The following is a 25,204-nucleotide window of genomic DNA, read 5'->3' on the forward strand; positions in this document are numbered from 1 at the left end:
CTACCGCCCAGTTGGCGACCTCGAGGTCGACAAACGGATCGATTTGGGGACCAAAGTCCCGATTCAGCCGGTAGTTTGGTGGTGATAAACCAGACATTGAATATGAAACCCCGCTTCTCGCCATACTCGTCGATTCTCGGGGGCCTGTCTTTGGGAGGGGACGAGCAATGAGCAACAAGGTGTTCAGAGCGATCAGCAGCCACCGAGGAGCGGTCGTGGCCGTCACGGCACTGGCCCTGACGGGGGTCGCCTGCCCGGCCCTCGCCGAGGAGGTGGACGCGACCACGGCCACCGACGTGCCGACGGTCGCCGAGGCCGCGAGCTCGGAGGGCGACGCGATCGTCTCCACCGAGTGGGGCGACGTCACCGCCCGCCAGGAGGACGCCTCCACCAACGCCGCCGGCACCTGGTCGGCCTCGCGTGACGTCTCGTCGATGTGGTCGCTCACCCGCAGCCTCGGCATCCAGGACGCCTGGTCGCAGGGGATCACCGGTGACGACGTCACGGTCGCCGTCATCGACACCGGCATCGCGCCGGTCCGCGGCCTGACCACCGCCCCCGACCAGGTCGTCGACGGGCCGGACCTGTCCTTCGACAACCACCTCGAGGGCTCGCGGTACTACGACGAGTTCGGTCACGGCACCCACATGGCGGGCATCGTCGCCGGGCGCGACGCCGACTGGTCCGCGACCAGCCCCGCACCCGGACAGTTCGCCGGCGTCGCCCCCGAGGCGCAGCTGCTGAACATGAAGGTCGGTGCCGGCGACGGCGGCGTCGACGTCTCGCAGGTCATCGCCGCCCTGGACTGGGTCGTCGAGCACCGCGACGCCGGCGGGATGGACGTCCGCGTGGTGTCCCTGGCCTACGGCACGGTCTCGCTGCAGCCCTCGCAGGTCGACCCGCTGGCGCGCGCGGTCGAGAACGCCTGGCGCGCCGGCATCGTCGTGGTCGCCTCGGCCGGCAACGACGGCCTCGAGACCGACCACCTCCTGATGCCGGCCCTCAGCCCGCACATCCTCGCCGTGGGCGCCGTGGACCCCCGCAGCACCGACGACCGGGCCGACGACGTCGTCGCCGACTTCACCAACGGCGGCAACGACGAGCGCCGACCCGACGTCGTCGCCCCCGGCCGCTCGGTCGTCTCGCTCCGGGTGCCCGGCTCCTACGCCGACGTCACCAGCCCGGAGGGCCGCGTCGAGGGCGACCTGAGCGAGCGCTACTTCCGCGGCAGCGGCACCTCGCAGGCCACCGCCTTCGTCGCCGGCCAGGTCGCGCTGCTGCTGCAGCAGCGCCCCGACCTCACCCCCGACCAGGTCAAGACGCTGCTCATGTCGACCGCCCGTCCGCTCGCCGGGAACGAGCCGGCGATGGGCGCCGGGGTCCCCGACGTGCTCGCTGCGGTGGCAGCCCCCGCCCCGGGCGACGCCCCGACGACGGACGCCCCCTTCTCCAGCGGCCTCGGCAGCCTGGACGCCGCGCGCGGCGACGCCCGCGTCGTCGACCCCGACAGCGGCACCGTGCTGGAGGGCGAGCAGGACGCCCAGGGCCAGCCCTGGGACGCCGCGGCCTGGGTCGCCGCGACGGCGTCCGGCGGAGCCTGGGACGGCGGCACCTGGAACGGACGCACCTGGACCGGCGACGAGCTCGTCGCCGGGGCCTGGGAGTACGCCCCCTGGACCGGCACCTCCTGGTCCGGCGCCACGTGGGAGGACCGGCACACGGCCGAGTCCACCTGGGAGGCGCGCAGCTGGCGCAACGACGGGTGGGAGGCGCGCAGCTGGCGTGAGGACTCGTGGGAGGCCCGCAGCTGGCGCGAGGACTCGTGGGAGGCCCGCAGCTGGCGGCAGGACTCGTGGGAGGCCCGCAGCTGGCGGTGATTCTCTGAGACGATGGACGGCGTGCCCGCCGACGTGAGCCCTCACCCCGACACCGGGGCCGCCACGTCCGCCGGCACGCCGTCCTCGTCCGCGGCCCCACCGGGGGCCGCCCCGCACCCCCCGTCGGCCGCGGGCGACACCGCGCCGACCGAGACGGGCGGGCCGAGGTCGGCCACCTCCCGGTCCCACCTCGTCTGGCTCCTGGTGCTGGCCCTCACCGGTGCCGCCGCCGCGGTGATCCTGCCCGGCATGCTGTCGGACCCCGCCGCGGTCGGGCCGACCGCGGCCGGGCTTGCCCTGGTGCCGCTCTTCGCGCTGACCGAGGTGGTCGTCATCCACCTGCCCACGCAGCGCAACGCCTACGGCCACACGCTGCGCGAGGTGCCGGCGGTCGTCGGGCTGACGTTCCTGGCACCGCAGGAGTACGTGCTGGTCTACGTCGTCGGCACCGTCTCCGCGCTCTTCCTCGTCACCCGGATGCGTGGCGTGAAGCTCGCGTTCAACTCCGCGCTCTTCGCCTTCGAGGCCGGTCTCGGTGCCGCGGTCTACCACCTGGTGCTCGCCGGGGGCGACCCGATCTCTCCCACCGGGTGGCTCGCGGCGCTCGCCGCCGTGGTCGCCACCGACCTGATCTCCGCCGCCGCGATCACCACGGCCATCAGCGTGACCGAGGGCGTGTTCGACGGGGACGTGCTGCGCGAGGCGCTGCGCTCGGGTCTCGCCGCCGCCTGCATCAACACCTGCGTCGCGCTGCTGGTGGCGACGCTGCTCATCGTGCGACCGACCTCGCTGCCGCTGCTGGCCGTCGTGGTGGTGCTGCTGGTGCTCGGCTACCGCGTCTACATCACGCTCGCGCGCGGGCACGCCCGCACCCAGCTGCTCTACCGGTTCGTCGACCGCACCGCCACGGCCCAGGCGCTCGACGACGTGATCCGCGTCGTGCTCACCGAGGCGGCCGACCTCATGCACGCCGAGAGCGCCCACCTCCTGGAGACGACCGACGACCCCGGCAGGGTGCGGTGCCACAGCATCGCGGCCGGCGGGACCGAGCCCATCACCACGCTGCTCACGCTCCCGGGCCACGACGACGGTGGCGGCGGTGACGGCGGCGTCGGCATCGGCGGCGGCACGCCCTGGTGGCACCCGGCGCTGGAGGGGCGACCCCTGCTGCTGGCGGCGGGGCGACAGGGCGGTGGTGACGCCGACCAGGAGCCCGACGAGGGACGCGACGACGGACGTCACGACGCACCGGACGACGTACCGGCGCCGACGTCGGCCGTGCTGCCCGCGCACCCGCGTGACGCCGTCGCGGCGCCGCTGCGAGCGGCCCGCGGGGTCCGGGCCGCCCTGGTGGTGTGCGACCGGTCGTTCGACCAGGAGACCTTCGGGCGCGACGACGTCCAGGTCTTCGCCACCCTGGCCTCGCACGCCGCGGTGGCCATCGAGCGGGCCGACACCGTCCACCGGCTCGAGCAGATGGTGGAGCAGCGCGCCCACGACGCGCTGCACGACCCGCTGTCGGGGCTGCCCAACCGTCGCGCCTTCAACGAGGCCGTCGCGCGCGCGATGGCCGACGTCGGTCGCGTCCGGGCGCAGGACAGTGGCGCCCCGGCCCGCGGGGTCGTGCTGCTGCTGGACCTCGACGACTTCAAGGACGTCAACGACACGCTCGGGCACAGCGCCGGGGACCGGCTCATCACCGAGAGCGGCGAGCGGCTGCGGCACGAGGCAGCCGGCATGGTGGCGCGGCTCGGCGGCGACGAATTCGCCGTCCTGCTGCCCGGCATGACCCTGGCCGAGGGACTGCGCCACGCGCAGCACCTGCACGCAGCGCTCTCGGCACCGGTGCCGCTCGACGACGTCGACCTCATCGTCTCCTCGAGCATCGGGGTGGCCGAGTTCAGCTCGGCCGCGAGCACGGCCGAGGAGCTGCTGGCCCAGGCCGACGTGGCGATGTACACCGCCAAGGCCGCGCGCTCCGGGGTCGCGGTCTACCGCCCCGAGGAGGGCGACTCGACGGCCCGACGGCTCGCGCTGGCCGCCGACCTGCCCCAGGCGCTCGCCGTGGGCGACATCCGGCTGTGGTACCAGCCGCAGGCGGACCCCCGGACCGGGACGATCGCCGGCTTCGAGGCCCTCATGCGCTGGCACCACCCCGTCTTCGGCATGGTGCCGCCGCCCGAGATCGTGGCCGTCGCCCACCGGACCGGCCGGGTGCGCAGCCTCACCGACGACCTCATCCGTCAGGCGCTGTCGGCGCGGCACGCGTGGGCGGAGGCCGGACACCCGCTCGCGGTGTCGGTCAACGTCACCCCGGCCGACATCGCCGACCCGATGCTGGTCTCGCGCGTCCGCCTGGAGCTGGCCCGCTCGGCGACCCCCGCCGAGGCGCTCGTGCTGGAGGTGACCGAGAGCGACGCCATGAAGGACCCCGAGCGCAGCCTGGAGGTCCTCACCGCGCTCAGCGCGCTCGGCGTCACGCTGTCGGTCGACGACTTCGGGACCGGCTACTCGTCCCTGGCCTACCTCGACCGGCTGCCGGTGAAGGAGGTCAAGGTCGACCAGTCGTTCATCATCCGGATGCAGGAGGGGACCACGGACCCGACGGTGCTGCGGGCGACCATCGGGCTGGCGCACGACCTGGGGCTGCGCGTGGTCGCCGAGGGTGTGGAGAGCGAGTCGGCACGGGTCCTCGTGCGGGACCTGGGCGTCGACCTCTACCAGGGGTTCGGGCTGGCGCGGCCGATGACGGCCCCCGACGTGCTGGGCTGGCTCGAGCGGTACTGAGCCCGTCGCAGGCGCGTGGGACCGCAAATCGTTGCCATTTCGCGACCTCGCGGGCCGTCCCCGTCCGTAGATATCGGTGTGTCGGAGGACATAGGTTCGGCCCGTCCGCGGCACGTCGCCGGGACCAGACGGATCGTGAGGAGCCAGTTGTGAAGGCCTTGAACACACGTCGGTGGCGCGCAGGCGCTGTCGGACTCATGGCGGGTGCGCTCACGCTGACCGCGTGCGCGGACAGCGAGCGCGACAGCGGCAGCGAGAGCGGCGGGAGCGGCGGCGAGGCCGCCAGCGGCGGATCGATGGTGTTCGCGGGAGCGGCCGAGCCGGTCACCCTCGACCCCTTCTTCGCCTCGGACGGCGAGAGCTTCCGCGTCGCCCGCCAGATCTTCGAGGGCCTGGTCGGCACCGAGCCCGGCACCGCCGACCCCGCGCCGCTGCTGGCCAAGGAGTGGACGGTCAGCGAGGACGGCCTGACCTACGAGTTCACCCTCGAGGACGGCGTCACCTTCCACGACGGCACCGACTTCAACGGCGAGGCCGTCTGCGCCAACTTCGACCGCTGGTACAACGCCCCCAAGTCGGCGCAGTCGCCCGACCTGACGTACTACTACGGCGCCCTCATGCGCGGCTTCGCCACCGGCCCGACCGCCGGCGACGCCCTCTACAAGTCCTGCACCCCGGGCGAGGGCACCGCGACCATCGAGCTGAACGAGCCCTTCGCGGGCTTCGTGTCCGCCCTGTCGCTGCCGGCGTTCTCGATGCAGAGCCCGACGGCCCTCGAGAAGTTCCAGGACGACGCGGCGGACAACCCCACCACCACCGAGTACTCCACCGCCGAGCCCACCGGCACCGGCCCGTTCGTCATCGACACCTGGGACCGCGGCAACCAGGTCACGCTGACGAAGAACGAGGAGTACTGGGGCGACACCCCGGCCTCGCTCGACGAGCTGATCTTCGTGGCCATCGACGACCCGAAGGCCCGCGCCGACGCGCTCACCAACGGCGAGATCCAGGGCTTCGACCTCGTCGGCCCCGCCGACATCGCTCCGCTGGAGGAGGAGGGCTTCACGATCGTGAACCGTGACGCCTTCAACGTCCTCTACCTCGGCATGAACCAGAAGCAGGAGCCGCTCGACGACATCCAGGTGCGTCAGGCCATCGCACACGCCATCGACAAGGACGCCGTCATCAACGCGTCCATGCCCGAGGGCACGCCGGCCGCGCTGGAGTTCATGCCCGACCTCGTCCAGGGCTGGACCGAGGAGGTCCCGCAGTACGAGTACGACCCGGAGAAGGCCAAGGAGCTGCTCGCCGAGGCCGGCGCCGAGGGCGCGACGATCGAGTTCAACTACCCCAGCGACGTCAGCCGCCCCTACATGCCGCAGCCGGAGGACACGTTCAACGTCATCCGCTCGCAGCTCGAGGCCGTGGGTCTCAAGGTGAAGCCGACCAGCGACCGCTGGGACCCGGACTACCTGAACAAGATCCAGGGCACCCCCGACCACGGCATCCACCTGCTCGGCTGGACCGGCGACTACAACGACCCGGACAACTTCCTGGGTGTGTTCTTCGGCAAGGAGAGCCCCGAGTGGGGCTTCGACAACCCGGAGCTGTTCGACGCCCTGCGCGAGGCCCGTGGCCTGCCGACCGTCGAGGAGCAGACCCCGGTCTACGAGGACATCAACGCCCAGGTGATGGAGTTCCTGCCCGGTGTCCCGCTGGCGCACCCCGTCCCGTCGCTCGCGTTCGCGCCCGGCGTGGAGGGCTTCCAGCAGAGCCCGGTGAACGACGAGGTCTTCAACACCGTCACCATCTCGGAGTGACCCCCCGAGCCCCGGTGCCCGTCCCGTCGCGGACGGGCACCGGGGCTCGTCCTCCTGTCCTCACCGTCCCGAGAAGGACCGACGCGTGCTGAGATTCATCGTGAGGCGGCTGGCGCTGCTCGTGCCGGTGCTCCTCGGTCTGTCCGTGCTGCTGTTCCTGTGGGTGCGGGCGCTGCCCGGCGACCCGGCGCGCGCGCTCCTCGGCGAGCGTGCCTCGCCCGAGCGGATCGCGGCCGTCAACGACCGCTACGGCTTCGACGAGCCGATCCTGCAGCAGTACCTCACCTACCTGAAGGCGCTGCTCAGCGGCGACTTCGGCTCCTCGATCAAGACCGGGCAGGACGTCGCGGCCAGCTTCCTCGAGAAGTTCCCCGCCACCGTCGAGCTCGCCGTGTGCGCGCTGCTGCTCGCGGTCGTCGTGGGCATCCCGCTGGGCTACCTCGCCGCCCGCCACCAGGGACGGGCGCTGGACACCCTCGTCATGTCGGGCAGCCTGCTCGGGGTCGTGACGCCGGTGTTCTTCCTGGCCATCCTGCTCAAGCTCGTCTTCGCCGACTGGCTGGGGTGGCTGCCGACCGCGCTGCGCCAGGACCCGCGCATCGACGCCACCCACATCACGAACTTCTACGTCCTCGACGGCCTCATGACCCAGGAGTGGGACGCCGCGTGGGACGCGGTCCTGCACCTGATCCTGCCGGCGGTGGCGCTCGGCACCATCCCGCTGGCGATCATCGTCCGGATCACCCGGGCCTCCGTCGCCGAGGTGCTCAACGAGGACTACGTGCGGACTGCCGAGTCGAAGGGCCTCTCCACCCGGGTCGTCAGCCGGCGGCACGTCCTGCGCAACGCCCTGCTGCCGGTGGTGACGACCATCGGCCTCCAGGCCGGCCTGCTGCTCGCCGGCGCGGTGCTGACCGAGACGGTGTTCTCGTTCAACGGGATCGGCGAGTACCTCTTCGAGGCCATCGGGCAGCGCGACTACCCGGTCCTGCAGGGCTACATCATCATCATCGCGGTCATCTACGCGGTCATCAACCTGGCGGTCGACGTCGCCTACGGCGTCATCGACCCGAGAGTGAGGGTCTCGTGAGCATCCCGCTCCCTCCCGCGAGCGCGGGCGCGCCCGACGCCGGCACCGGCCTGCCCGGAGCCGTCGACGGGGGCGCCACCGGCGGCGGCCTGTGGCGCGGCGCCTGGCGACGGCTGCGCCGCAACCCGACCGCCATCGCCGGCGCGCTGATCATCCTGGCCTTCGTGCTCGTGGCGATCTTCGCGCCGCTGCTGAGCCCCTACGAGCCCGGATCGGCCCAGTGGTCGGGCGAGGTCACGCCGTCGTCGGTGCCCGGCCCCAGCGACGACCACGTCCTCGGGCTCGACCGGTTCGGCTCGGACCTGCTGACGCAGCTGCTCTTCGGGGCCCGCCAGTCCCTCGTGTACGGCGTGGTCTCCACCGCGATCGGTCTGAGCGTCGGCTCGCTGCTCGGCATCCTCGCCGGCGGCATCGGCGGCTGGGTGGACAGCGCGGTGATGCGCTTCGTCGACGTCATGCTCTCGGTGCCGAGCCTGCTGCTGGCCGTCAGCATCGCCGCCGTGCTCGGCCAGAACGGCTACGCCATCATGATCGCGATCGGCGCCGCCCAGGTGCCGATCTTCGCCCGGTTGCTGCGTGGCTCCATGCTGGCCCAGGGGCGCAGCGACTACGTCCTCGCGGCGCAGGCGCTCGGCATCCGCCGCCGGCGCATCGTCCTGGGCCACCAGCTCCCCAACGCCCTGGGCCCCACGATCGTCCAGGCGACGCTCAACCTCGCCACGGCGATCATCGAGGTCGCGGCCCTGTCGTTCCTCGGCCTCGGTGACTCCGACCCGGCCATCGCCGAGTGGGGCCGCATGCTCGTCGCCGCCCAGGACCGCTTCGACGCGGCGCCGCAGCTGGCCCTGTGGCCCGGGTTCTGCATCGCCGTGACCGCGCTCGGCTTCACCCTCTTCGGTGAGGCCCTGCGTGAGGCCCTCGACCCCAAGACCCGGAGGTGACGGCCGTGCCCACGACGCCGACCGCACGCAGCAGCGAGCCGCTGCTCGACGTACGCAACCTCGGGGTGACCTTCCAGGTCCGCGGCGGGCAGGCCGTCAAGGCCGTCGACGACGTGTCCTTCCAGATCCGGCCCGGCGAGCACGTCGGCCTGGTGGGGGAGTCCGGCAGCGGCAAGTCGGTCACCTCGCTGGCGATCATGGGGCTGCTGCCCAAGCGCGGCGTGCGCACCTCCGGCGAGGCGGTGTACGGCGGGCGCAACCTGCTGGACCTGTCGCGGCGGCAGCTGTCGGGCCTGCGGGGCAAGGACATCGCCATGGTCTTCCAGGACCCGATGACCTCGCTCAACCCGGTGGTGACCGTCGGGGTGCAGGTCGGGGAGATCATCGAGCGCCACTTCGACCTCAGCAAGAAGGACGCCCGCCGTCGCGCCGGCGACCTGCTGGCCAAGGTCGGCATCCCCGACCCGGGTCGTCGGCTGGGGGAGTACCCCCACCAGCTCTCCGGCGGCATGCGGCAGCGGGTGCTCATCGCGATGGCCCTGGCCTGCGAGCCCCGCCTGCTCATCGCCGACGAGCCCACCACGGCCCTCGACGTCACGATCCAGGCGCAGGTGCTCGAGGTGCTCAAGTCGCTGGTCGCCGACACCGACGCCGCGCTGCTCATGATCACCCACGACCTCGGGGTGGTCGCCGGGCTGTGCGACACGGTGAACGTCATGTACTCCGGCCGCATCGTGGAGTCCGCCGAGCGCGGCGACCTCTTCGCCCAGCCGCGCCACCCCTACACCGGGGGGCTGCTCGCCAGCATCCCGCGGCTGGACTCGCCGCGCGGCACGCGTCTCACGCCGATCCCGGGCTCGCCCACGCAGGTCCTGCCCTGGGAGCGCGGCTGTGCCTTCGCGCCCCGGTGCGGGAACCGGCAGGACGACTGCGAGAGCGGACCGCCGCCGCTGCACGAGGGCGACGGACGGCGGCTGCGCTGCCTGCACCCGCTCGAGCCGACGCCCGCCGACGCCACCACGACGGGAGCCACCCGATGACGACGCTGGTCCAGGTCGAGGGCCTCAAGGTCCACTTCCCCATCACGCGGGGCATCCTGCTCAACCGGACCGTCGGCCACGTCAAAGCGGTCGACGGCGTGGACCTGGCCATCGAGCAGGGACGCACGCTGGGGCTGGTGGGCGAGTCCGGCTGCGGCAAGTCCACGCTCGGTCGGGCGATGCTCCGGCTCGCGCCGATCACGGCCGGGAAGATGGTCTTCGACGGCGTCGACGTCGCGGGGCTGGAGGGCGAGAAGCTGCGGGCCGCTCGGCAGGACATGCAGATGGTCTTCCAGGACCCGCTCGCCAGCCTCAACCCGCGACAGAGCGTCGAGACCCTGCTCACCGAGCCGCTGCGGGCCCACGGCATCGCCTACGACAAGCGGACCCGGGTCGGCGAGCTGCTGGAGCAGGTGGGGCTGCCGTCCTCGGCGGCCCAGAAGTACCCCCACGAATTCTCCGGCGGGCAGCGCCAGCGGCTCGGCATCGCCCGCGCGCTCGCCCTCGAGCCGCGCTTCATCATCGCCGACGAGCCGGTCTCGGCCCTCGACGTCTCCATCCAGGCCCAGGTGCTCAACCTGCTCGAGGAGCTGCAGACCCAGCTCGGCCTGACCTACCTCGTCATCGCGCACGACCTCGCCGTGGTGCGCCACGTCTCCGACGACGTCGCCGTGATGTACCTCGGCTCGATCGTCGAGCAGGCCCCGGCCGACCTGCTGTACGACGAGCCGCTGCACCCCTACACGAAGGCGCTGATGTCGGCCGTCCCGGTGCCGGACCCCGTCGTGGAGGCCCGCCGGGAGCGGATCCTGCTGCAGGGCGACCTGCCGTCGCCGGCGAACCCGCCGACGGGCTGCCGCTTCCACACCCGCTGCCCCTTCAAGCAGGAGACGCGGTGCGACACGGAGGTGCCCGCGCTCGACGACCTCGGCGGGGGACACCGGGTCGCCTGCCACTGGATCGCCGAGATCCGCGACGGGCGCATCCAGCCCCACCGCGTCGACCCGGACGCGACCGAGCTGTTCACCGACGCCTGAGCCGGCTCAGTCGACGTCCTCGGGGGCCAGGCCCGGGTCGACGACCTGCTGCGGGGCGACCTCCGGCAGCGGCGGGGGAGTCCCGCCGAACTCCGGGCACAGCGCCTGGAAGGAGCACCAGGCGCACAGGGGTCCCTTGCTGGGGCGCCAGTCGCCGCTCTCGGCGGCCCGGTTGACCGCACCCCACACGGCCTCGACCTTGCGCTCGGTGGCGCGCAGGTCGGCCTCGTCGGGCGAGTAGCGCAGCACCTCGCCGTTGCCGAGGTAGATCAGCTGCAGCACCGTCGGCATGGTGCCGGTCGAGCGCCACAGCACCAGGGCGTAGAACTTCATCTGGAACAGGGCCTTGGCCTCGAAGAACTCGCTGGGGGAGCGGCCGGTCTTGTAGTCCACGACCCGCACCTCGCCGGTCGGGGCCACGTCGAGCCGGTCGACGAACCCGCGCAGCAGCAGCTTGCTGTCCAGCACGGTCTCGACGTACAGCTCCCGCTGGGCGGGCTCCAGCCGGCGCGGGTCCTCGAGGGTGAAGTAGCGCTCGAGCGCCTCCGAGCACGACGCCATCCACGCGCCGATCTCGGGCCCCTCGCCACCGAACATCTCGGCCAGCTCCGGCTCCTGCGCGAGCATCGCCTCCCAGGAGGGGGCCAGCAGGTCGGCCGCCCGCTCGGGCGTCCGCTCGGGCGCCGGCAGGTCGAAGAGGTCCTCGAGCACCTTGTGGACCACGGTGCCGCGCACGGCCTCGGGCGAGGACTGCTCGGGCAGCCGGTCGACGGTGCGGAAGCGGTAGAGCAGCGGGCAGGTCATGAAGTCACCGGCCCGGCTGGGCGACAACGAGCCCAGCACGTCGACGCCGTCGACCGGGGTGCCCTGGCGGCGCGAGCGCGGCTCGGTGCCCGGAGCGTCGACCTGCGGTCGCGCCGGTCGGTCGGGGAGCGCGGGGGTCGCGGGGGTCGCGGGGGTCGCGGCGAGCGTCGTGTCCGGTGCCATGGCGGTCACCCTAGGCTCCGGCACCGACAGAACCCCGTCGGCTAGGTTGGCGAGGTGTCCGACAGCAGATCCGGGGGGCTGGGTTCCCCCGCCAGCCGCAACCAGCCGGGGACGCTGCGGATCGGCACCCTGGCGGGCGTCGACGTCTTCGTCCGCACCTCGTGGCTGCTCATCGCGGTCCTCATCGCCTACCTGATGGCTCCGGCCGTGGAGCGGGTCGAGCCGGGGCTCGGGGCACTGAAGTACGTCGCCGGGGTCGCCTTCGCGATCCTGCTGACGCTCTCGCTGCTGCTGCACGAGATCTCGCACGCCCTGATGGCCCGCCGCTTCGGTATCCCCGCGCACTCGATCACGCTGCACTTCATCGGCGGCGTCACGGCGATCGAGGGCGAGCCGCAGACCCCGAAGCAGGAGGCCGCGATCTCCGGGATCGGACCGGTCACCTCGCTGGCCATCGGGCTGACCGCCCTGCTGGTGCTGGAGGTCACCCCCGACGGCCTGCTCTCGCTCGTCGTCGGAGGTCTGGCGTGGGCCAACATCGTCGTCGGGGTGCTGAACCTCGTGCCGGGGCTCCCGCTGGACGGCGGGCACGTGCTGCGCTCGGTGCTGTGGAAGGCCACCGGCAACCCGCACCGGGCCACCACGATCGCCGGCTGGGCCGGCCGCGGGGTCGCCGTCCTCGCGCTGGCCTCGCCCCTGCTGCTCGACGCCTTCGGGCTCCGGGCCACCGTCGTCGACTTCCTCGTCGCCGCCGTGCTGGGCTGGTTCCTCTGGTCCTCGGCGAGCGCCGCCATCGTCTCCGGCAAGCTGCGCGCGCGGCTCCCCGCGCTGCGCGCCCGGACCCTCGCCCGGCGCGCCCTCAGCGTGCCGCCCGAGCTCCCGCTCGCGGAGGCGCTGCGCCGCGCCCAGCAGGAGCAGGCCGGGGCGCTGGTCACGGTCGACGGCGCCGGGCGCCCCGTCGGGCTCGTCAACGAGTCCGCCGTGGCCGCGACGCCCGCCGAGCGCCGCCCGTGGGTGCCCACCTCGGTCGTCGCCCGCAGCCTCACCACCGGGCCCGGTCTCGTGCTGGCCGCCGACCTCGAGGGCGAGTCGCTGCTGCGCCAGATGCGCTCGACCCCGTCGTCGGAGTACCTCCTGGTCGAGCCCGACGGCACGTTGTACGGCGTGCTGGTCACCTCCGACGTCGACGCCGCCTTCAGCCGCTCGGCCTGACCCGCGGCGCCGGGGCCGGCTCACCACGCCCCTAGACTGCGCCGCATGCCGGACGCCCCCGAGATCCCCGACACCCCCGACGCGCCCGCCGCGCCCGAGCCCCCCGACACCACCAGCATCGAGACCCCCCGCACCTGGTCCGGGGTGTCGCGCGGCCCCCTGCAGGCCGGCGAGTGGGTCCGGCTGACCGACGCCAAGGGGCGCAAGCACAACATCGAGCTCACGCCGGCCAAGCGCTTCTTCGCCAACCGGGGCCACGTCGAGCACGACGAGCTGATCGGCCGCGAGGAGGGCTTCACCGTCACCTCCTCCGGCGGCGCGCAGTACCTCGTCTTCCGCCCGCTGCTCAACGAGTACGTCGTCTCCATGCCGCGGGGCGCGGCCGTGGTCTACCCCAAGGACGCGGCCCAGATCGTGGCCATGGCCGACATCTACCCCGGCGCCCACGTGGTCGAGGCCGGCGTCGGGTCCGGCGCCCTGACGTGCTCGCTGCTGCGGGCCGTCGGACCGACCGGACGCGTGTCGTCGTACGAACGGCGCGAGGACTTCGCCGACGTGGCCCGGCGCAACGTCGAGCAGTTCTTCGCCGGGCCCCACCCGGCGTGGCGCCTGGAGGTGGGCGACCTCGCCGAGGCGCTGCCCGCCTCGACCACGGACACCCGCGTCGACCGCGTCGTGCTCGACATGCTGGCGCCCTGGGACTGCATCGACGCCGTCGCCGACGCCCTGGCCCCGGGCGGGCTGGTGTGCGCCTACGTCGCCACCACGACCCAGCTCAGCAAGACCGTCGAGACGATCCGCGTGCACGGCGGGTTCACCGACCCGCACCCGTGGGAGACGCTGGTGCGCGACTGGCACGTCGAGGGGCTCGCCGTCCGACCGGGCCACTCGATGAACGGTCACACCGGGTTCCTGGTGACCGCACGTCGCATGGCCCCGGGCGAGACGCCGCCGCTGAAGCGACGTCGTCCCGCCCCCGGCGCCTACGGCGACGACTACGAGGGCCCACGACGACACGCGGGCTGAACGACGCCGAAAGCGTCGACCTGGCTTTCTCCGCGCGAGTAGGTTGAAGGACACAGTGCGCCCCACGGCGCACCCCAGGAGGTGAGCGACATGTCGCAGGCTGACAACGAGGAATCGGGCCGGACCCCTGCCGACTGGCGAGCCCAGGTCTCCTACCTCGAGAACGAGGTCGACGACCTGCGCCGGCGGCTCGTGGAGTCGCCCGGGTCGTCCCGGGTCGTGGAGCAGCGGCTCGACGACACCCAGCGCTCGCTGGCCGCGGTGACCGCGCAGAACGAGCGGCTGGCCCAGACGCTGCGCGAGGCGCGCGACCAGATCATCTCGCTCAAGGAGGAGGTCGACCGCCTGGCGCAGCCGCCGGCCGGCTTCGGCGTGTTCCTGCAGCGCAACGAGGACGACTCCGTCGACGTGTTCACCGGCGGGCGCAAGCTGCGGGTCAACGTCAGCCCGTCGGTCGACCTCGACACGGTCCGCAAGGGCCAGGAGGTCATGCTCAACGAGGCCCTCAACGTCGTCGCGGCGCTGGAGTTCGAAGAGGTCGGCGAGGTGGTGACCCTCAAGGAGGTGCTCGCCGACGGCGACCGCGCCCTGTGCATCGCCAACGCCGACGAGGAGCGCGTCGTGCGCCTGGCCTCGCCGCTCAAGGACGAGCCGCTGCGCGCCGGCGACGGCCTGCTGTACGACGGCCGCTCGGGCTACGTCTACGAGCGCATCCCGAAGTCGGAGGTCGAGGAGCTGGTCCTCGAGGAGGTCCCCGACATCGACTACAACGACATCGGCGGGCTGTTCACCCAGATCGAGACCATCCGCGACGCCGTCGAGCTGCCCTACCTGCACCCCGACCTGTTCGTGGAGCACGAGCTCAAGCCCCCGAAGGGCGTGCTGCTCTACGGCCCGCCCGGCTGCGGCAAGACGCTGATCGCCAAGGCGGTCGCGAACTCGCTGGCCAAGAAGGTGGCGGCGAAGACGGGCCAAGAGGGCAAGAGCTACTTCCTCAACATCAAGGGCCCCGAGCTGCTCAACAAGTACGTCGGCGAGACCGAGCGCCACATCCGGCTGGTGTTCCAGCGCGCCCGGGAGAAGGCCAGCGAGGGCACGCCCGTCATCGTGTTCTTCGACGAGATGGACTCGCTGTTCCGCACCCGCGGCTCCGGCGTCTCCTCCGACGTGGAGAACACGATCGTCCCGCAGCTGCTCAGCGAGATCGACGGCGTCGAGACCCTGGAGAACGTGCTGGTGATCGGCGCCTCGAACCGCGAGGACATGATCGACCCGGCGATCCTGCGCCCCGGCCGCCTCGACGTGAAGATCAAGATCGAGCGCCCCGACGCGGAGAGCGCGCGCGACATCTTCAGCAAGTACCTCACCGCCCACCTGCCGCTGCACGCCGACGACCTGCGCGAGTTCAGCGACGACCGGGCGGCGTGCGTCGCCGGCATGATCCAGGCCACCGTCGAGCGGATGTACACCGAGACCGAGGAGAACCGCTTCCTCGAGGTGACCTACGCCAACGGCGACAAGGAGGTCCTGTACTTCAAGGACTTCAACTCCGGCGCCATGATCCAGAACATCGTCGACCGCGCGAAGAAGATGGCCATCAAGGACTTCCTCGACGAGAACCAGAAGGGCATCCGGGTGCAGCACCTGCTCCAGGCGTGCGTGGACGAGTTCAAGGAGAACGAGGACCTGCCCAACACGACGAACCCCGACGACTGGGCCCGGATCTCCGGCAAGAAGGGGGAGCGGATCGTCTTCATCCGCACCCTCATCACCGGCAAGCAGGGCACCGAGCCGGGACGGTCCATCGACACGGTCGCCAACACCGGTCAGTACCTCTGACGGACCGGGACTCTGCGAGACGGATGGGGTTGGAGTGACCCCGCTCCGGGTAGGTGTGGGGCAACACACCTTCTGGGAGGAAACCCGCTATGAAGTGGTTGCTCATCATCGTCGTGCTCGTCGTGCTGTTCTTCGTGTTCCAGAAGGTGATGGCCGGCCGCCGCCGGCACTGATCCTGCGCCGTCCGCGACGGCGCCCCCCGGACACGCCACGTGCCGATGACCGGCTCCACCCCCAGGTGACACGAGTCGGTCATCGGCACGTGTGCTTGTGGAACGACGCGGGAGCCGAAACGTGACGCGGTCCGGTGCGACGATTTCTGCCCGGGTCGCCACGTAGGCTCGGGGCATGAGCGTGCGCCGGGTCATGGGGACCGAGACCGAGTTCGGCATCTCCGTCCAGGGGCAGCCCGGCGCGAACCCGATGGTGGCCTCGTCGCAGGTCGTCAACGCCTACGCCGGGTCCACCCTGCGGGCCCGACGCGCCCGGTGGGACTTCGAGGAGGAGTCGCCGCTGCGTGACGCCCGCGGCTTCGACATGGCGCGCGAGGTCGCCGACGCCTCGCAGCTGACCGACGAGGACCTCGGCCTGGCCAACGTCATCCTCACCAACGGCGCGCGCTGGTACGTCGACCACGCCCACCCGGAGTACAGCACCCCCGAGTGCACGAACCCGCGCGACGTCGTGCTGTGGGACAAGGCCGGCGAGGTCGTCGCCCAGGACGCCTGCCGATTCGCCGCGGCCGCGCCGGGGGCGGTGCCGATCGTGCTCTACAAGAACAACACCGACAACAAGGGGGCCTCCTACGGCGCCCACGAGAACTACCTGATGCGCCGCTCGACCCCGTTCGCGGCCATCGTCCGGCACCTGACGCCGTTCTTCGTCAGCCGCCAGGTCGTCACCGGCGCCGGTCGCGTGGGGCTCGGCCAGGACGGCCGCGACGCCGACTTCCAGGTCTCCCAGCGCGCCGACTTCTTCGAGGTCGAGGTCGGGCTCGAGACGACGCTCAAGCGCCCGATCATCAACACCCGCGACGAGCCGCACGCGGACCCGGAGAAGTACCGCCGGCTCCACGTGATCATCGGCGACGCCAACCTCGCCGAGGTGTCGACGTACCTCAAGGTCGGCACGACCTCCCTGGTGCTCGCCATGATCGAGGACGGCTTCGTCGACCGCGACCTGAGCGTCGAGCAGCCGGTGCGGGCGCTGCGGGCGGTCTCCCACGACCCGACGCTGAAGCACCTGGTGACCCTGGCCGACGGGCGCACCCTGACGGCCGTGCAGCTGCAGATGGAGTACCTCGACCTGGCCCGCAAGTACGTCGAGGACCGCTACGGCTCCGACGCCGACACGCAGACCGTCGACGTGCTGGCCCGCTGGGAGTCGGTGCTCACCCGGCTGGAGACCGACCCGATGCTCTGCGCCCGCGAGCTCGACTGGGTCGCCAAGCTGAAGCTGCTGGAGCGCTACCGGGCCCGGGACGGCCTCGACTGGTCGGACGCCAAGCTGCAGCTCGTCGACCTGCAGTACTCCGACATCCGCCCCGGCAAGGGCCTCTACAACAAGCTCGTCGCCCTCGGCGAGGTCGACCGCCTGGTCACCGACGACGAGGTCGCCGAGGCCGTCCACACCCCGCCGCACGACACCCGCGCCTACTTCCGCGGCCGCTGCCTCGAGAAGTACGCCGAGCGCATCGCGGCGGCGTCGTGGGACTCCGTCATCTTCGACCTGCCCGGCCGGGAGTCGCTCCAGCGCGTGCCGACCATCGACCCGTTGCGCGGCAGCCGCGCCCACGTCGGTGACCTGCTCGACCGCTGCGACACCGCCGAGGAGCTCTTCGCCGCCCTGACCCGCTGACCCGGTGGTCGAGCAGCCAGGCGACCCGGTGGTCGAGCAGCGAGCGCAGCGAGCGTCGTCGAGACCCGGCGACGTGCCCACCGACGTGCCCACCGACGTGCCCACCGTGGTCGCCGCCCTGCGTGCCGCCGGCGTGGTCTTCGCCGAGGACGAGGCGGCCCTCCTGCTCGAGGCGGCGACGAGCCCGGCCGACCTTGCGGCCCGGGTGGCCCGACGGTGCGCCGGCGAGCCGCTCGAGGTCGTCGTCGGCTGGGCGGAGTTCGACGGCCGGCGGGTCCCGGTCGTCCCGGGAGTCTTCGTGCCGCGCCGGCGCAGCGAGGCCCTGGTGGAGGCCGCCGACCGGCTCGTCGCGACCCGGGCGGCGGACGGGGTGCGGGCAGGGGAGCCGGTCGTCGTCCTCGACGTCTGCTGCGGCACCGGCGCCCTGGGGGTGTCGCTCGTCGCGCGGCTGCGCGCCCGCGGCGTCGCGACCGACCTGGTGCTCAGCGACCTGGACCCGGCGGCCACCCGCGCGGCGCGGGCCACGGTGCACGCGCTCGGCGTCACCGGCCGGGTCGTCACCGGCGACCTGTTCGACGCCGTTCCCGGCGAGCTGCGCGGTCGCGTCGACGTGCTGCTGGCGAACGTGCCCTACGTGCCCAGCGACGCGGTGGCGCTGCTGCCCCGCGAGGCACGCGAGCACGAGCCGCGGGCGAGCCTCGACGGCGGGGGCGACGGGCTGGACGTGCTGCGACGGGTCGCGACCTCGGCCGTCGACTGGCTGGCACCGGGGGGCCACCTGCTCACCGAGGCCACCGAGGACCAGGCCCCGGTGGCGGCTGCGGTGCTCGCGCACGTGGGCACGGCGGTCTCGGTGCACCACGACGACGACCACGCCGTGTCGGTGGTGGTGGCGGCCGTGCGCGACACCTGAGGCGCTAGGTTGGCAGCACGGTCCAGCAGACCAGCGGGACGAGCAGCGGAGGACGAGATGGCTCAGGAGCAGAAGCAGCCCAAGAAGGGCACCGAGCAGGACGCCGAGGTCACCGAGGCGACCGAGAGCGACGTCGCCGAGCGCAAGGAACAGCTCGACGAGGACATCGACGCGATCCTCGACGAGATCGACGAGGTGCTGGAGTCCAACGCCGAGGACTTCGTCAAGTCCTTCATCCAGAAGGGCGGCCAGTGAGCGAGTCCCCCAGCAGCGGCCAGCACACCCGCCTGCCGGCGGCGTACCTCACCCCCGGCTCGTCGTCCTTCACCGACTTCCTCGCCGTCCAGGCGCCCGACCTGCTGCCGTCGCGCCGTCCCGCGCCGGCCACGCCCGCGGCCCACGACCTGGCCCCGCACGGCACCACGATCGTCGCCGCCACCTTCACCGGCGGGGTGGTGATGGCCGGTGACCGTCGCGCCACGATGGGCAACGTCATCGCCCAGCGCGACATCGAGAAGGTCTTCCCCGCCGACGAGTACAGCTGCGTCGGCATCGCCGGCACCGCCGGTCTCGCGGTCGAGATGGTGCGGCTGTTCCAGACCGAGCTCGAGCACTACGAGAAGATCGAGGGCAGCCCGCTGTCCATGGACGGCAAGGCCAACCGGCTCGCGACCCTGATCCGATCCAACCTCGGCATGGCCATGCAGGGCCTCGCCGTGGTGCCGCTGTTCGCCGGCTTCGACCTCGCCCGCGAGCACGGGCGGATCTTCTCCTACGACGTCACCGGCGGCCGCTACGAGGAGACCGCGTTCCACTCGGTCGGCTCCGGCTCCATGTTCGCCCGCGGCGCGCTCAAGAAGCTCTACCGCGACGACCTCGACGAGGACGGCTGCGTGACCGCGCTGGTCCAGGCGCTGTACGACGCCGCCGACGACGACTCGGCCACCGGCGGGCCCGACATGACGCGGCGCATCTTCCCGGTCGTGGGGGTCATCACGGCCTCCGGCTACCGACGGCTGCCCGACGACGACGTCGCCGCGATCGCCGACCGCGTGATCGGGGCCCGCATGCAGCGCCCCGACGGCCCCGCCGCCCCGCTGACGTGACCCGACCGACCTCCCAGGAGCCGCCCGCATGAGCATGCCGTTCTACGTCTCGCCCGAGCAGCTGATGAAGGACCGGGCCGACTTCGCGCGCAAGGGCATCGCCCGCGGCCGCAGCGTCGTCGTGCTGCAGTACGCCGACGGCATCCTCTTCGTCTCCGAGAACCCCTCGGCGGCGCTGCACAAGATCAGCGAGATCTACGACCGGATCGCGTTCGCCGCGGTGGGTCGCTACAACGAGTTCGAGAACCTGCGCATCGCCGGCGTGCGGCTGGCCGACATGCGCGGCTACTCCTACGACCGCCAGGACGTGACCGGCCGCGCGCTGGCCAACGCCTACGCCCAGACGCTCGGGGCGATCTTCTCCCACGGCAGCGAGAAGCCCTACGAGGTGGAGATCTTCGTCGGCGAGGTGGGCGACGCGGTCGCCGACGACCAGATCTACCGGCTGACCTACGACGGCCAGGTGGCCGACGAGCAGGGGTTCGCCGCCATGGGTGGCTCCGCGGAGGCGGTGACCACGCACCTGCGGGAGGCCTACCGGCCCGGGCTGACCCTGGCCGAGGCCCTCGAGCTGACCGTGACGGCCCTCGGCAGCAGCGACTCCGGCACGTCGCGCGACCTCGCCGTCGAGTCGCTCGAGGCGGCCGTGCTGGACCGCTCCCGCGCGCAGCAGCGGAAGTTCAAGCGTCTCAGCGAGGACGACCTGCGGCGGCTGCTCCCCGCAGCCGGGGCACCCGGGACGGCCGGGACGGACGCGCAGCCCGCGGCGCCGGCGGCTCCCGCCGACGACGCCCCGCTGGCCCCGCCCGAGAGCTGACGGCCGCACCTGCGGCGCCGCGCCGTCGACCTGCCTCCCGCACGCGGACCCTGCGCATAGGGTGGGGTCGTGGACCGACGGATCTTCGGGATCGAGAACGAGTACGGCGTCACGTGCACGTTCCGGGGACAGCGACGCCTGTCGCCCGACGAGGTGGCGCGCTACCTCTTCCGCAAGGTCGTGTCCTGGGGCCGGTCCTCCAACGTCTTCCTGCGCAACGGCGCCCGGCTCTACCTCGACGTCGGCAGCCACCCTGAGTACGCCACCCCCGAGTGCGACGACATCGCCGACCTCGTGGCGCACGACAAGGCGGGGGAGCGGGTCCTCGAGGGGCTGCTGGTCGACGCCGAGCGGCGGCTGCGCGACGAGGGCATCGAGGGCGACGTCTACCTGTTCAAGAACAACACGGACTCGGCGGGCAACTCCTACGGCTGCCACGAGAACTACCTCGTCGGCCGGCACGGCGAGTTCTCCAAGCTCGCCGACGTGCTCATCCCGTTCCTGGTCACCCGGCAGATCGTCTGCGGCGCCGGCAAGGTCATCCAGACCCCCCGGGGTGCGATGTACTCGGTCTCCCAGCGTGCCGAGCACATCTGGGAGGGCGTCTCCAGCGCCACGACGCGCAGCCGACCGATCATCAACACCCGCGACGAGCCGCACGCCGACGCCGAGCGCTACCGCCGGCTGCACGTGATCGTCGGCGACTCGAACATGTCGGAGACCACGACCATGCTCAAGGTCGCCTCCTGCGACCTGGTGCTGCGCATGATCGAGGAGGGCGTGGTCATGCGCGACCTCACCCTGGAGAACCCGATCCGCGCGATCCGTGAGATCTCCCACGACATGACCGGGCGCCGCAAGGTCCGCCTGGCCAACGGCCGCGAGGCCAGCGCCCTGGACATCCAGCACGAGTACTTCTCCCGGGCCCGCGACTTCGTCGACCGCCGTGAGCTCCGCACCCCGGTCATCGACCGGTCCCTCGACCTGTGGGAGCGCGGCCTGAAGGCGGTCGAGTCCGACGACCTCGGCCTGGTCGAGCGGGAGCTGGACTGGGTCATCAAGTGGCGGCTCATCGAGCGCTACCGCGCCCAGAACGGCCTGCCCCTGAGCCACGCCCGGGTGGCCCAGCTCGACCTCGCCTACCACGACATCCACCGCAACCGCGGGCTGTTCTACCTGCTGCAGAACCGCGGCGCGGTCGCGCGCGTCACCGACGACCTCACCGTCTTCGAGGCCAAGACCCGCCCCCCGCAGACCACCCGGGCCCGGCTGCGTGGCGAGTTCATCAAGCGGGCGCAGGAGCGTCGCCGCGACTTCACCGTCGACTGGGTGCACCTCAAGCTCAACGACCAGGCCCAGCGCACCGTGCTCTGCAAGGACCCGTTCCGGTCCCACGACGAGCGTGTGCACAAGCTGATCGAGGGCATGTAGGCCCGTCCGGACGACGGACGGGCCGGGTCCTCCACCGCTCAGGACGCGGCAAGGGATCTCTTGGTTTCGCGGGTTAGGGTGACCAGTCGACCCACCCCCGACCCCACCTGAGGTGTCCTGCATGCATCGCCGTACCGTCGCCGTCCCGGCGGCCCTCCTGCTCATCTCCGGGCTCGCCGCCTGCGGCTCGGACGACAGCACGGCCGAGGAGAGCGCCGGGAGCGGCACCGGCCCGATCAGCGGCCTGGAGGTCACCGGCGACTTCGGCAAGGAGGCGACGGTGACCGTCGACGGGCTCGACGTCAAGGAGGCCGAGACCGACGTCGTCATCGAGGGCGACGGCGCCGAGGTGGCCGAGGACACCGCGCTGAAGTACCGCTTCGCGGTCGCCAAGGGCGCCGACGGCGCCGAGGTGCTGAGCAACTTCACCCAGCCCGAGCCCGAGTCGCTGACCGTCTCGGAGCAGCCGCCCGCCATCAAGGACGCCATCGAGGGCACCACGATCGGCAGCCGCGTCGTGCTGGCCGCCCCGGTCGCCGACGTGCTCGGCGAGCAGGGCGCGCCGCAGGCCGGCCTGGCCCCCGAGGACGACGTCGTCTTCGTCTTCGACCTCATCGAGGAGGCGGCCCAGCCGCTGTCCGGCCCCGAGGGCGAGGCCGTCGACCCGCCCGCCGACGCGCCGACGATCGTCGAGGAGGACGGCGCCGTCACCGGCCTGGACTTCTCCGACGCACCCGAGGACGACCCCACCGAGCTCCAGGTCATCCCGCTCGTGGAGGGCGAGGGCGAGAAGATCGCCGAGGGCGACACCATCACCGTGAACTACCTCGGCAGCAAGTGGGGCGAGGGCAACGAGCCTTTCGACAACTCCTACGAGCGTGGCGAGCCGACCGAGTTCCCGCTGTCTCCCGGCGGCCTCATCGACGGCTGGGTCGAGGGTCTCGAGGGCGTCGCGGTCGGCAGCCGGGTCATGCTGATCATCCCACCGGAGCTCGGGTACGGCGAGCAGGGCAACCCCGACATCGAGGTGACCGGCGACGACACCCTCGTCTTCGTCATCGACGTGCTGGGAGCGAACCTCTGACCCTGACGGCCCGCAAGAGCGAGCGGCTGATGAACCTTCTCATCACGCTGCTCGTCTCCCGCGGCTACGTCACCAAGGCCAAGCTGCGTGAGCTGATCCCGGACTACCGCGCGTCGTCGTCGGTCGAGGCCTTCGACAAGATGTTCGAGCGCGACAAGGACGACCTGCGCGCGCTCGGCGTCCCGATCGAGACCGGGGGCAACGATCCCCGCTTCGACGACGAGCACGGCTACCGGGTGAACCGGGACGCCTTCGAGCTGCCCGAGATCACCCTTGCCCCCGACGAGGCGGCGGTGCTCGGGCTCGCGGCCCGGGTCTGGCAGCAGGCCGGTCTCGCGGCCGCCACCTCCGACGCCCTGCTGAAGCTGCGGGCCGGCGGGGTCGAGATCGACCGGGAGCTGCTCGACGTCGTCCGTCCGCACGCCGCACCGGACGAGCCCGCGTTCGAGCCCTTCTGGCAGGCGGTCTCGACCCGCACGACCGTCCGCTTCGGCTACCGCAAGGCCGCGGACCCCGCCGCCACCACCCGCACCCTGCAGCCCTGGGGGATCGTGTCCTACCGGTCGCGGTGGTACGTCGTGGGACGTGACGTCGAGCGCGACGCTCCCCGCCTGTTCCGGCTGTCCCGGGTCACCACCGCGGTGCAGCTGGTGGGGGAGCCCCGCGCCTTCGAGGTGCCCGAGGGCACCGACCTCAGGTCCCTGACGACCGCGCTGGCCCCGGTGCCCGAGACCCGCGACCGCACGGCGGTCGTCCGGGTCCGACCGGGACGCGCGGTGGCGCTGCGTCACGACCGCGACGCCGAGGTCGTCGGTCCCACGGTCGACGGGTGGGACACCGTGCGGCTGCGCTTCGGTCACGTCGGCGGCACGGCCGAGACGATGGCGGCGTACGGCCCCGACGTCGTCGTCGACGCCCCCGAGGACCTCCGCGCCGCCGTGCGCGAGCTGCTGGCGGCCGTCGTGAGGTCGGCGTGAGCGCGCCAGCGACGGGCGCGTCCGCCCAGGTCACCCGGCTCCTGGCGCTCGTGCCCTACCTCCAGGGGCGCGGTGAGATCTCCGTGTCGGCCGCGGCGGAGGAGTTCGGCGTCAGCACCGCGACCATCCGCCGCGACATCGGGGTGCTGATGTTCTGCGGCCTGCCCGGGCTGGGCATGGGTGACCTCATCGAGGTGGACTTCGACGCCCTCGAGGGCGACGACGTGATCCGGCTGAGCAACGCCGACTACCTCGCGCGCCCGCTGCGCCTCGACAGCACCGAGGCCGCCGCCCTGGTGGTGGGGCTGCGGACGCTGCTCGACACCACCAGCGAGACCGAGCGGGAGGTCGTGGCCCGGACCCTGGCCAAGGTCGAGGACGCGGCCGGTGAGGCCGCCCGGGTCGCCCACCAGGTCCAGCTCCACCCCAGCCGGCCGTCCGAGGACCCGGCGGTCGCCGACGCCGTGCAGCGCGCGCTCGCCGTGCGTCACCGCCTGCGGCTCACCCACGCCTCGGTGGTGCGCGACGAGCTCACCACCCGAGACGTCGACCCGATCGCGCTGTCCACGGCAGGCGGGCACACCTACCTCGACGCGTGGTGCCACCTCGCGCAGGACCAGCGTCTCTTCCGCCTCGACCGGGTCGTCACGGCCGAGGTGCTCGACACGCCCGTCGGCGAAGGCGCTCGGCGGCGCCCCCGCGACCTGTCCGACGGGCTGTTCCGCCCGGCCCCCGAGGCGCGGACGGCGATGCTGCGGCTGACCCCGGCCGCGCGCTGGGTGGCGGAGTACTACCCGGTCGAGAGCGCCGAGGAGGTCGGCGACGGCACCCTGCTGGTCGCGCTGCGGTTCGACGACCCCGCGTGGCTGCTGCGGCTGGTGCTGCGGCTGGGAGGCGCGGCCACCGTGCTGGAGCCCTCCGAGCTGGCCCAGCAGGTCACCGCGACCGCACAGAGGGCGCTCAGCAATTACCGATGAGTGGTGCGTACGATGAGGAGGACGGACGACCTGTCCGTCACGACCAGCCGGGTGCGCCCGGACTGAACGGGAGTGGAGTTCCATGGGTCTAGGACCGACCGAGATCATCCTCGTCATCCTCGTCATCGTGCTGCTGTTCGGCGCCAAGAAGCTCCCGGAGCTCGCGCGCGGCAGCGGCCGTGCGCTGCGCATCTTCAAGGCCGAGACCAAGGGCCTGCTCGACGATGACGACGAGTCGACGAAGACCGAGGAGCAGAAGCAGATCGACGCCCAGCGCGCCGAGACGATCCGCTACGAGCAGCCCTCCCACCAGCCGGGGCAGCCGGGTCAGACCGGTCCCACCGCCGGCCCCTCGGGTGCCCCCGGCCCCGAGCCGCGCTGACCGT

21 protein-coding genes are annotated in these 25,204 nt (G+C 72.3%); 20 read left to right on the forward strand and 1 reads right to left on the reverse strand.

What is annotated here, in order from left to right; genetic code table 11:
- Positions 1–167: 167 nt before the first annotated feature.
- The 7 genes from G7072_RS08725 (at position 168) to G7072_RS08755 (ending at position 10,592) form a co-directional block, all read left to right on the forward strand.
- Positions 168–1,877: a S8 family serine peptidase gene (locus tag G7072_RS08725; RefSeq protein ID WP_166085494.1), complete on the forward strand. Its 1,710-nt coding sequence runs from the start codon at positions 168–170 to the stop codon at positions 1,875–1,877.
- 21 nt (positions 1,878–1,898) lie between these two features.
- Complete coding sequence (locus G7072_RS08730; RefSeq protein WP_166085496.1) at positions 1,899–4,664, forward strand: bifunctional diguanylate cyclase/phosphodiesterase; 2,766 nt, start codon at positions 1,899–1,901, stop codon at positions 4,662–4,664.
- A 197-nt stretch (positions 4,665–4,861) separates the two neighbouring features.
- Complete coding sequence (locus G7072_RS08735; RefSeq protein ID WP_166085499.1) at positions 4,862–6,484, forward strand: ABC transporter substrate-binding protein; 1,623 nt, start codon at positions 4,862–4,864, stop codon at positions 6,482–6,484.
- A gap of 85 nt (positions 6,485–6,569) precedes the next feature.
- A complete protein-coding gene (locus G7072_RS08740) occupies positions 6,570–7,574 on the forward strand; it encodes an ABC transporter permease (RefSeq protein WP_166085501.1) in 1,005 nt (334 codons plus the stop codon).
- On the forward strand, positions 7,571–8,515 hold the full coding sequence (locus tag G7072_RS08745) for an ABC transporter permease (RefSeq protein ID WP_166085503.1): 945 nt from the start codon (positions 7,571–7,573) through the stop codon (positions 8,513–8,515). Before G7072_RS08740 ends, G7072_RS08745 begins: the two co-directional genes overlap by 4 nt.
- A gap of 5 nt (positions 8,516–8,520) precedes the next feature.
- Positions 8,521–9,555: an ABC transporter ATP-binding protein gene (locus tag G7072_RS08750; protein WP_240917219.1), complete on the forward strand. Its 1,035-nt coding sequence runs from the start codon at positions 8,521–8,523 to the stop codon at positions 9,553–9,555.
- A complete protein-coding gene (locus tag G7072_RS08755) occupies positions 9,552–10,592 on the forward strand; it encodes an oligopeptide/dipeptide ABC transporter ATP-binding protein (protein WP_166085505.1) in 1,041 nt (346 codons plus the stop codon). The genes G7072_RS08750 and G7072_RS08755 overlap by 4 nt, the downstream gene beginning before the upstream one ends.
- Before the next feature lie 6 nt (positions 10,593–10,598).
- Here the strand turns inward: G7072_RS08755 and G7072_RS08760 are convergent, their stop codons facing one another.
- Positions 10,599–11,579, reverse strand: coding sequence for a PD-(D/E)XK nuclease family protein (locus tag G7072_RS08760; RefSeq protein WP_166085507.1), 981 nt, complete (start codon positions 11,577–11,579; stop codon positions 10,599–10,601).
- Positions 11,580–11,633: 54 nt separating this feature from the next.
- Here G7072_RS08760 and G7072_RS08765 point away from each other — a divergent pair, with 54 nt between their 5' ends.
- The 13 genes from G7072_RS08765 to tatA all read left to right on the forward strand — a co-directional run bounded on the left by G7072_RS08765 (position 11,634) and on the right by tatA (position 25,200).
- Positions 11,634–12,791, forward strand: coding sequence for a site-2 protease family protein (locus tag G7072_RS08765; protein WP_240917220.1), 1,158 nt, complete (start codon positions 11,634–11,636; stop codon positions 12,789–12,791).
- A gap of 45 nt (positions 12,792–12,836) precedes the next feature.
- Positions 12,837–13,817, forward strand: coding sequence for a tRNA (adenine-N1)-methyltransferase (locus G7072_RS08770; RefSeq protein ID WP_166085509.1), 981 nt, complete (start codon positions 12,837–12,839; stop codon positions 13,815–13,817).
- 90 nt (positions 13,818–13,907) lie between these two features.
- Positions 13,908–15,656, forward strand: coding sequence for a proteasome ATPase (gene arc, locus G7072_RS08775; protein WP_166085511.1), 1,749 nt, complete (start codon positions 13,908–13,910; stop codon positions 15,654–15,656).
- Positions 15,657–16,004: 348 nt separating this feature from the next.
- Positions 16,005–17,513 carry a depupylase/deamidase Dop gene (gene dop, locus G7072_RS08780; protein ID WP_166085513.1) on the forward strand — a complete coding sequence of 503 codons (1,509 nt, stop codon included), beginning with the start codon at positions 16,005–16,007 and terminating at the stop codon, positions 17,511–17,513.
- A 4-nt stretch (positions 17,514–17,517) separates the two neighbouring features.
- Positions 17,518–18,426, forward strand: coding sequence for a putative protein N(5)-glutamine methyltransferase (locus tag G7072_RS08785; RefSeq protein ID WP_240917221.1), 909 nt, complete (start codon positions 17,518–17,520; stop codon positions 18,424–18,426).
- A 57-nt stretch (positions 18,427–18,483) separates the two neighbouring features.
- Positions 18,484–18,681, forward strand: a complete 198-nt coding sequence (locus G7072_RS08790) for a ubiquitin-like protein Pup (RefSeq protein ID WP_166085515.1) — start codon at positions 18,484–18,486, stop codon at positions 18,679–18,681.
- Positions 18,678–19,532: a proteasome subunit beta gene (gene prcB, locus G7072_RS08795; protein WP_166085517.1), complete on the forward strand. Its 855-nt coding sequence runs from the start codon at positions 18,678–18,680 to the stop codon at positions 19,530–19,532. Before G7072_RS08790 ends, prcB begins: the two co-directional genes overlap by 4 nt.
- A 28-nt stretch (positions 19,533–19,560) precedes the next feature.
- Positions 19,561–20,349 (forward strand): proteasome subunit alpha, encoded by a 789-nt coding sequence (prcA, locus tag G7072_RS08800; RefSeq protein ID WP_166085519.1) that lies wholly within the window; start codon positions 19,561–19,563, stop codon positions 20,347–20,349.
- A gap of 69 nt (positions 20,350–20,418) precedes the next feature.
- Positions 20,419–21,780, forward strand: a complete 1,362-nt coding sequence (pafA, locus tag G7072_RS08805) for a Pup--protein ligase (protein ID WP_166085521.1) — start codon at positions 20,419–20,421, stop codon at positions 21,778–21,780.
- Between the two features lie 121 nt (positions 21,781–21,901).
- Positions 21,902–22,864, forward strand: a complete 963-nt coding sequence (locus G7072_RS08810; RefSeq protein WP_166085523.1) for an FKBP-type peptidyl-prolyl cis-trans isomerase — start codon at positions 21,902–21,904, stop codon at positions 22,862–22,864.
- A 29-nt stretch (positions 22,865–22,893) separates the two neighbouring features.
- A complete protein-coding gene (locus tag G7072_RS08815; protein ID WP_240917222.1) occupies positions 22,894–23,841 on the forward strand; it encodes a WYL domain-containing protein in 948 nt (315 codons plus the stop codon).
- Positions 23,838–24,818: a WYL domain-containing protein gene (locus G7072_RS08820; RefSeq protein WP_166085525.1), complete on the forward strand. Its 981-nt coding sequence runs from the start codon at positions 23,838–23,840 to the stop codon at positions 24,816–24,818. Before G7072_RS08815 ends, G7072_RS08820 begins: the two co-directional genes overlap by 4 nt.
- Positions 24,819–24,900: 82 nt before the next feature.
- A complete protein-coding gene (tatA, locus tag G7072_RS08825; protein ID WP_166085528.1) occupies positions 24,901–25,200 on the forward strand; it encodes a Sec-independent protein translocase subunit TatA in 300 nt (99 codons plus the stop codon).
- Positions 25,201–25,204 lie beyond the last annotated feature (4 nt).

Source organism: Nocardioides sp. HDW12B (genome assembly GCF_011299595.1).
Classification (GTDB): domain Bacteria; phylum Actinomycetota; class Actinomycetes; order Propionibacteriales; family Nocardioidaceae; genus Marmoricola_A.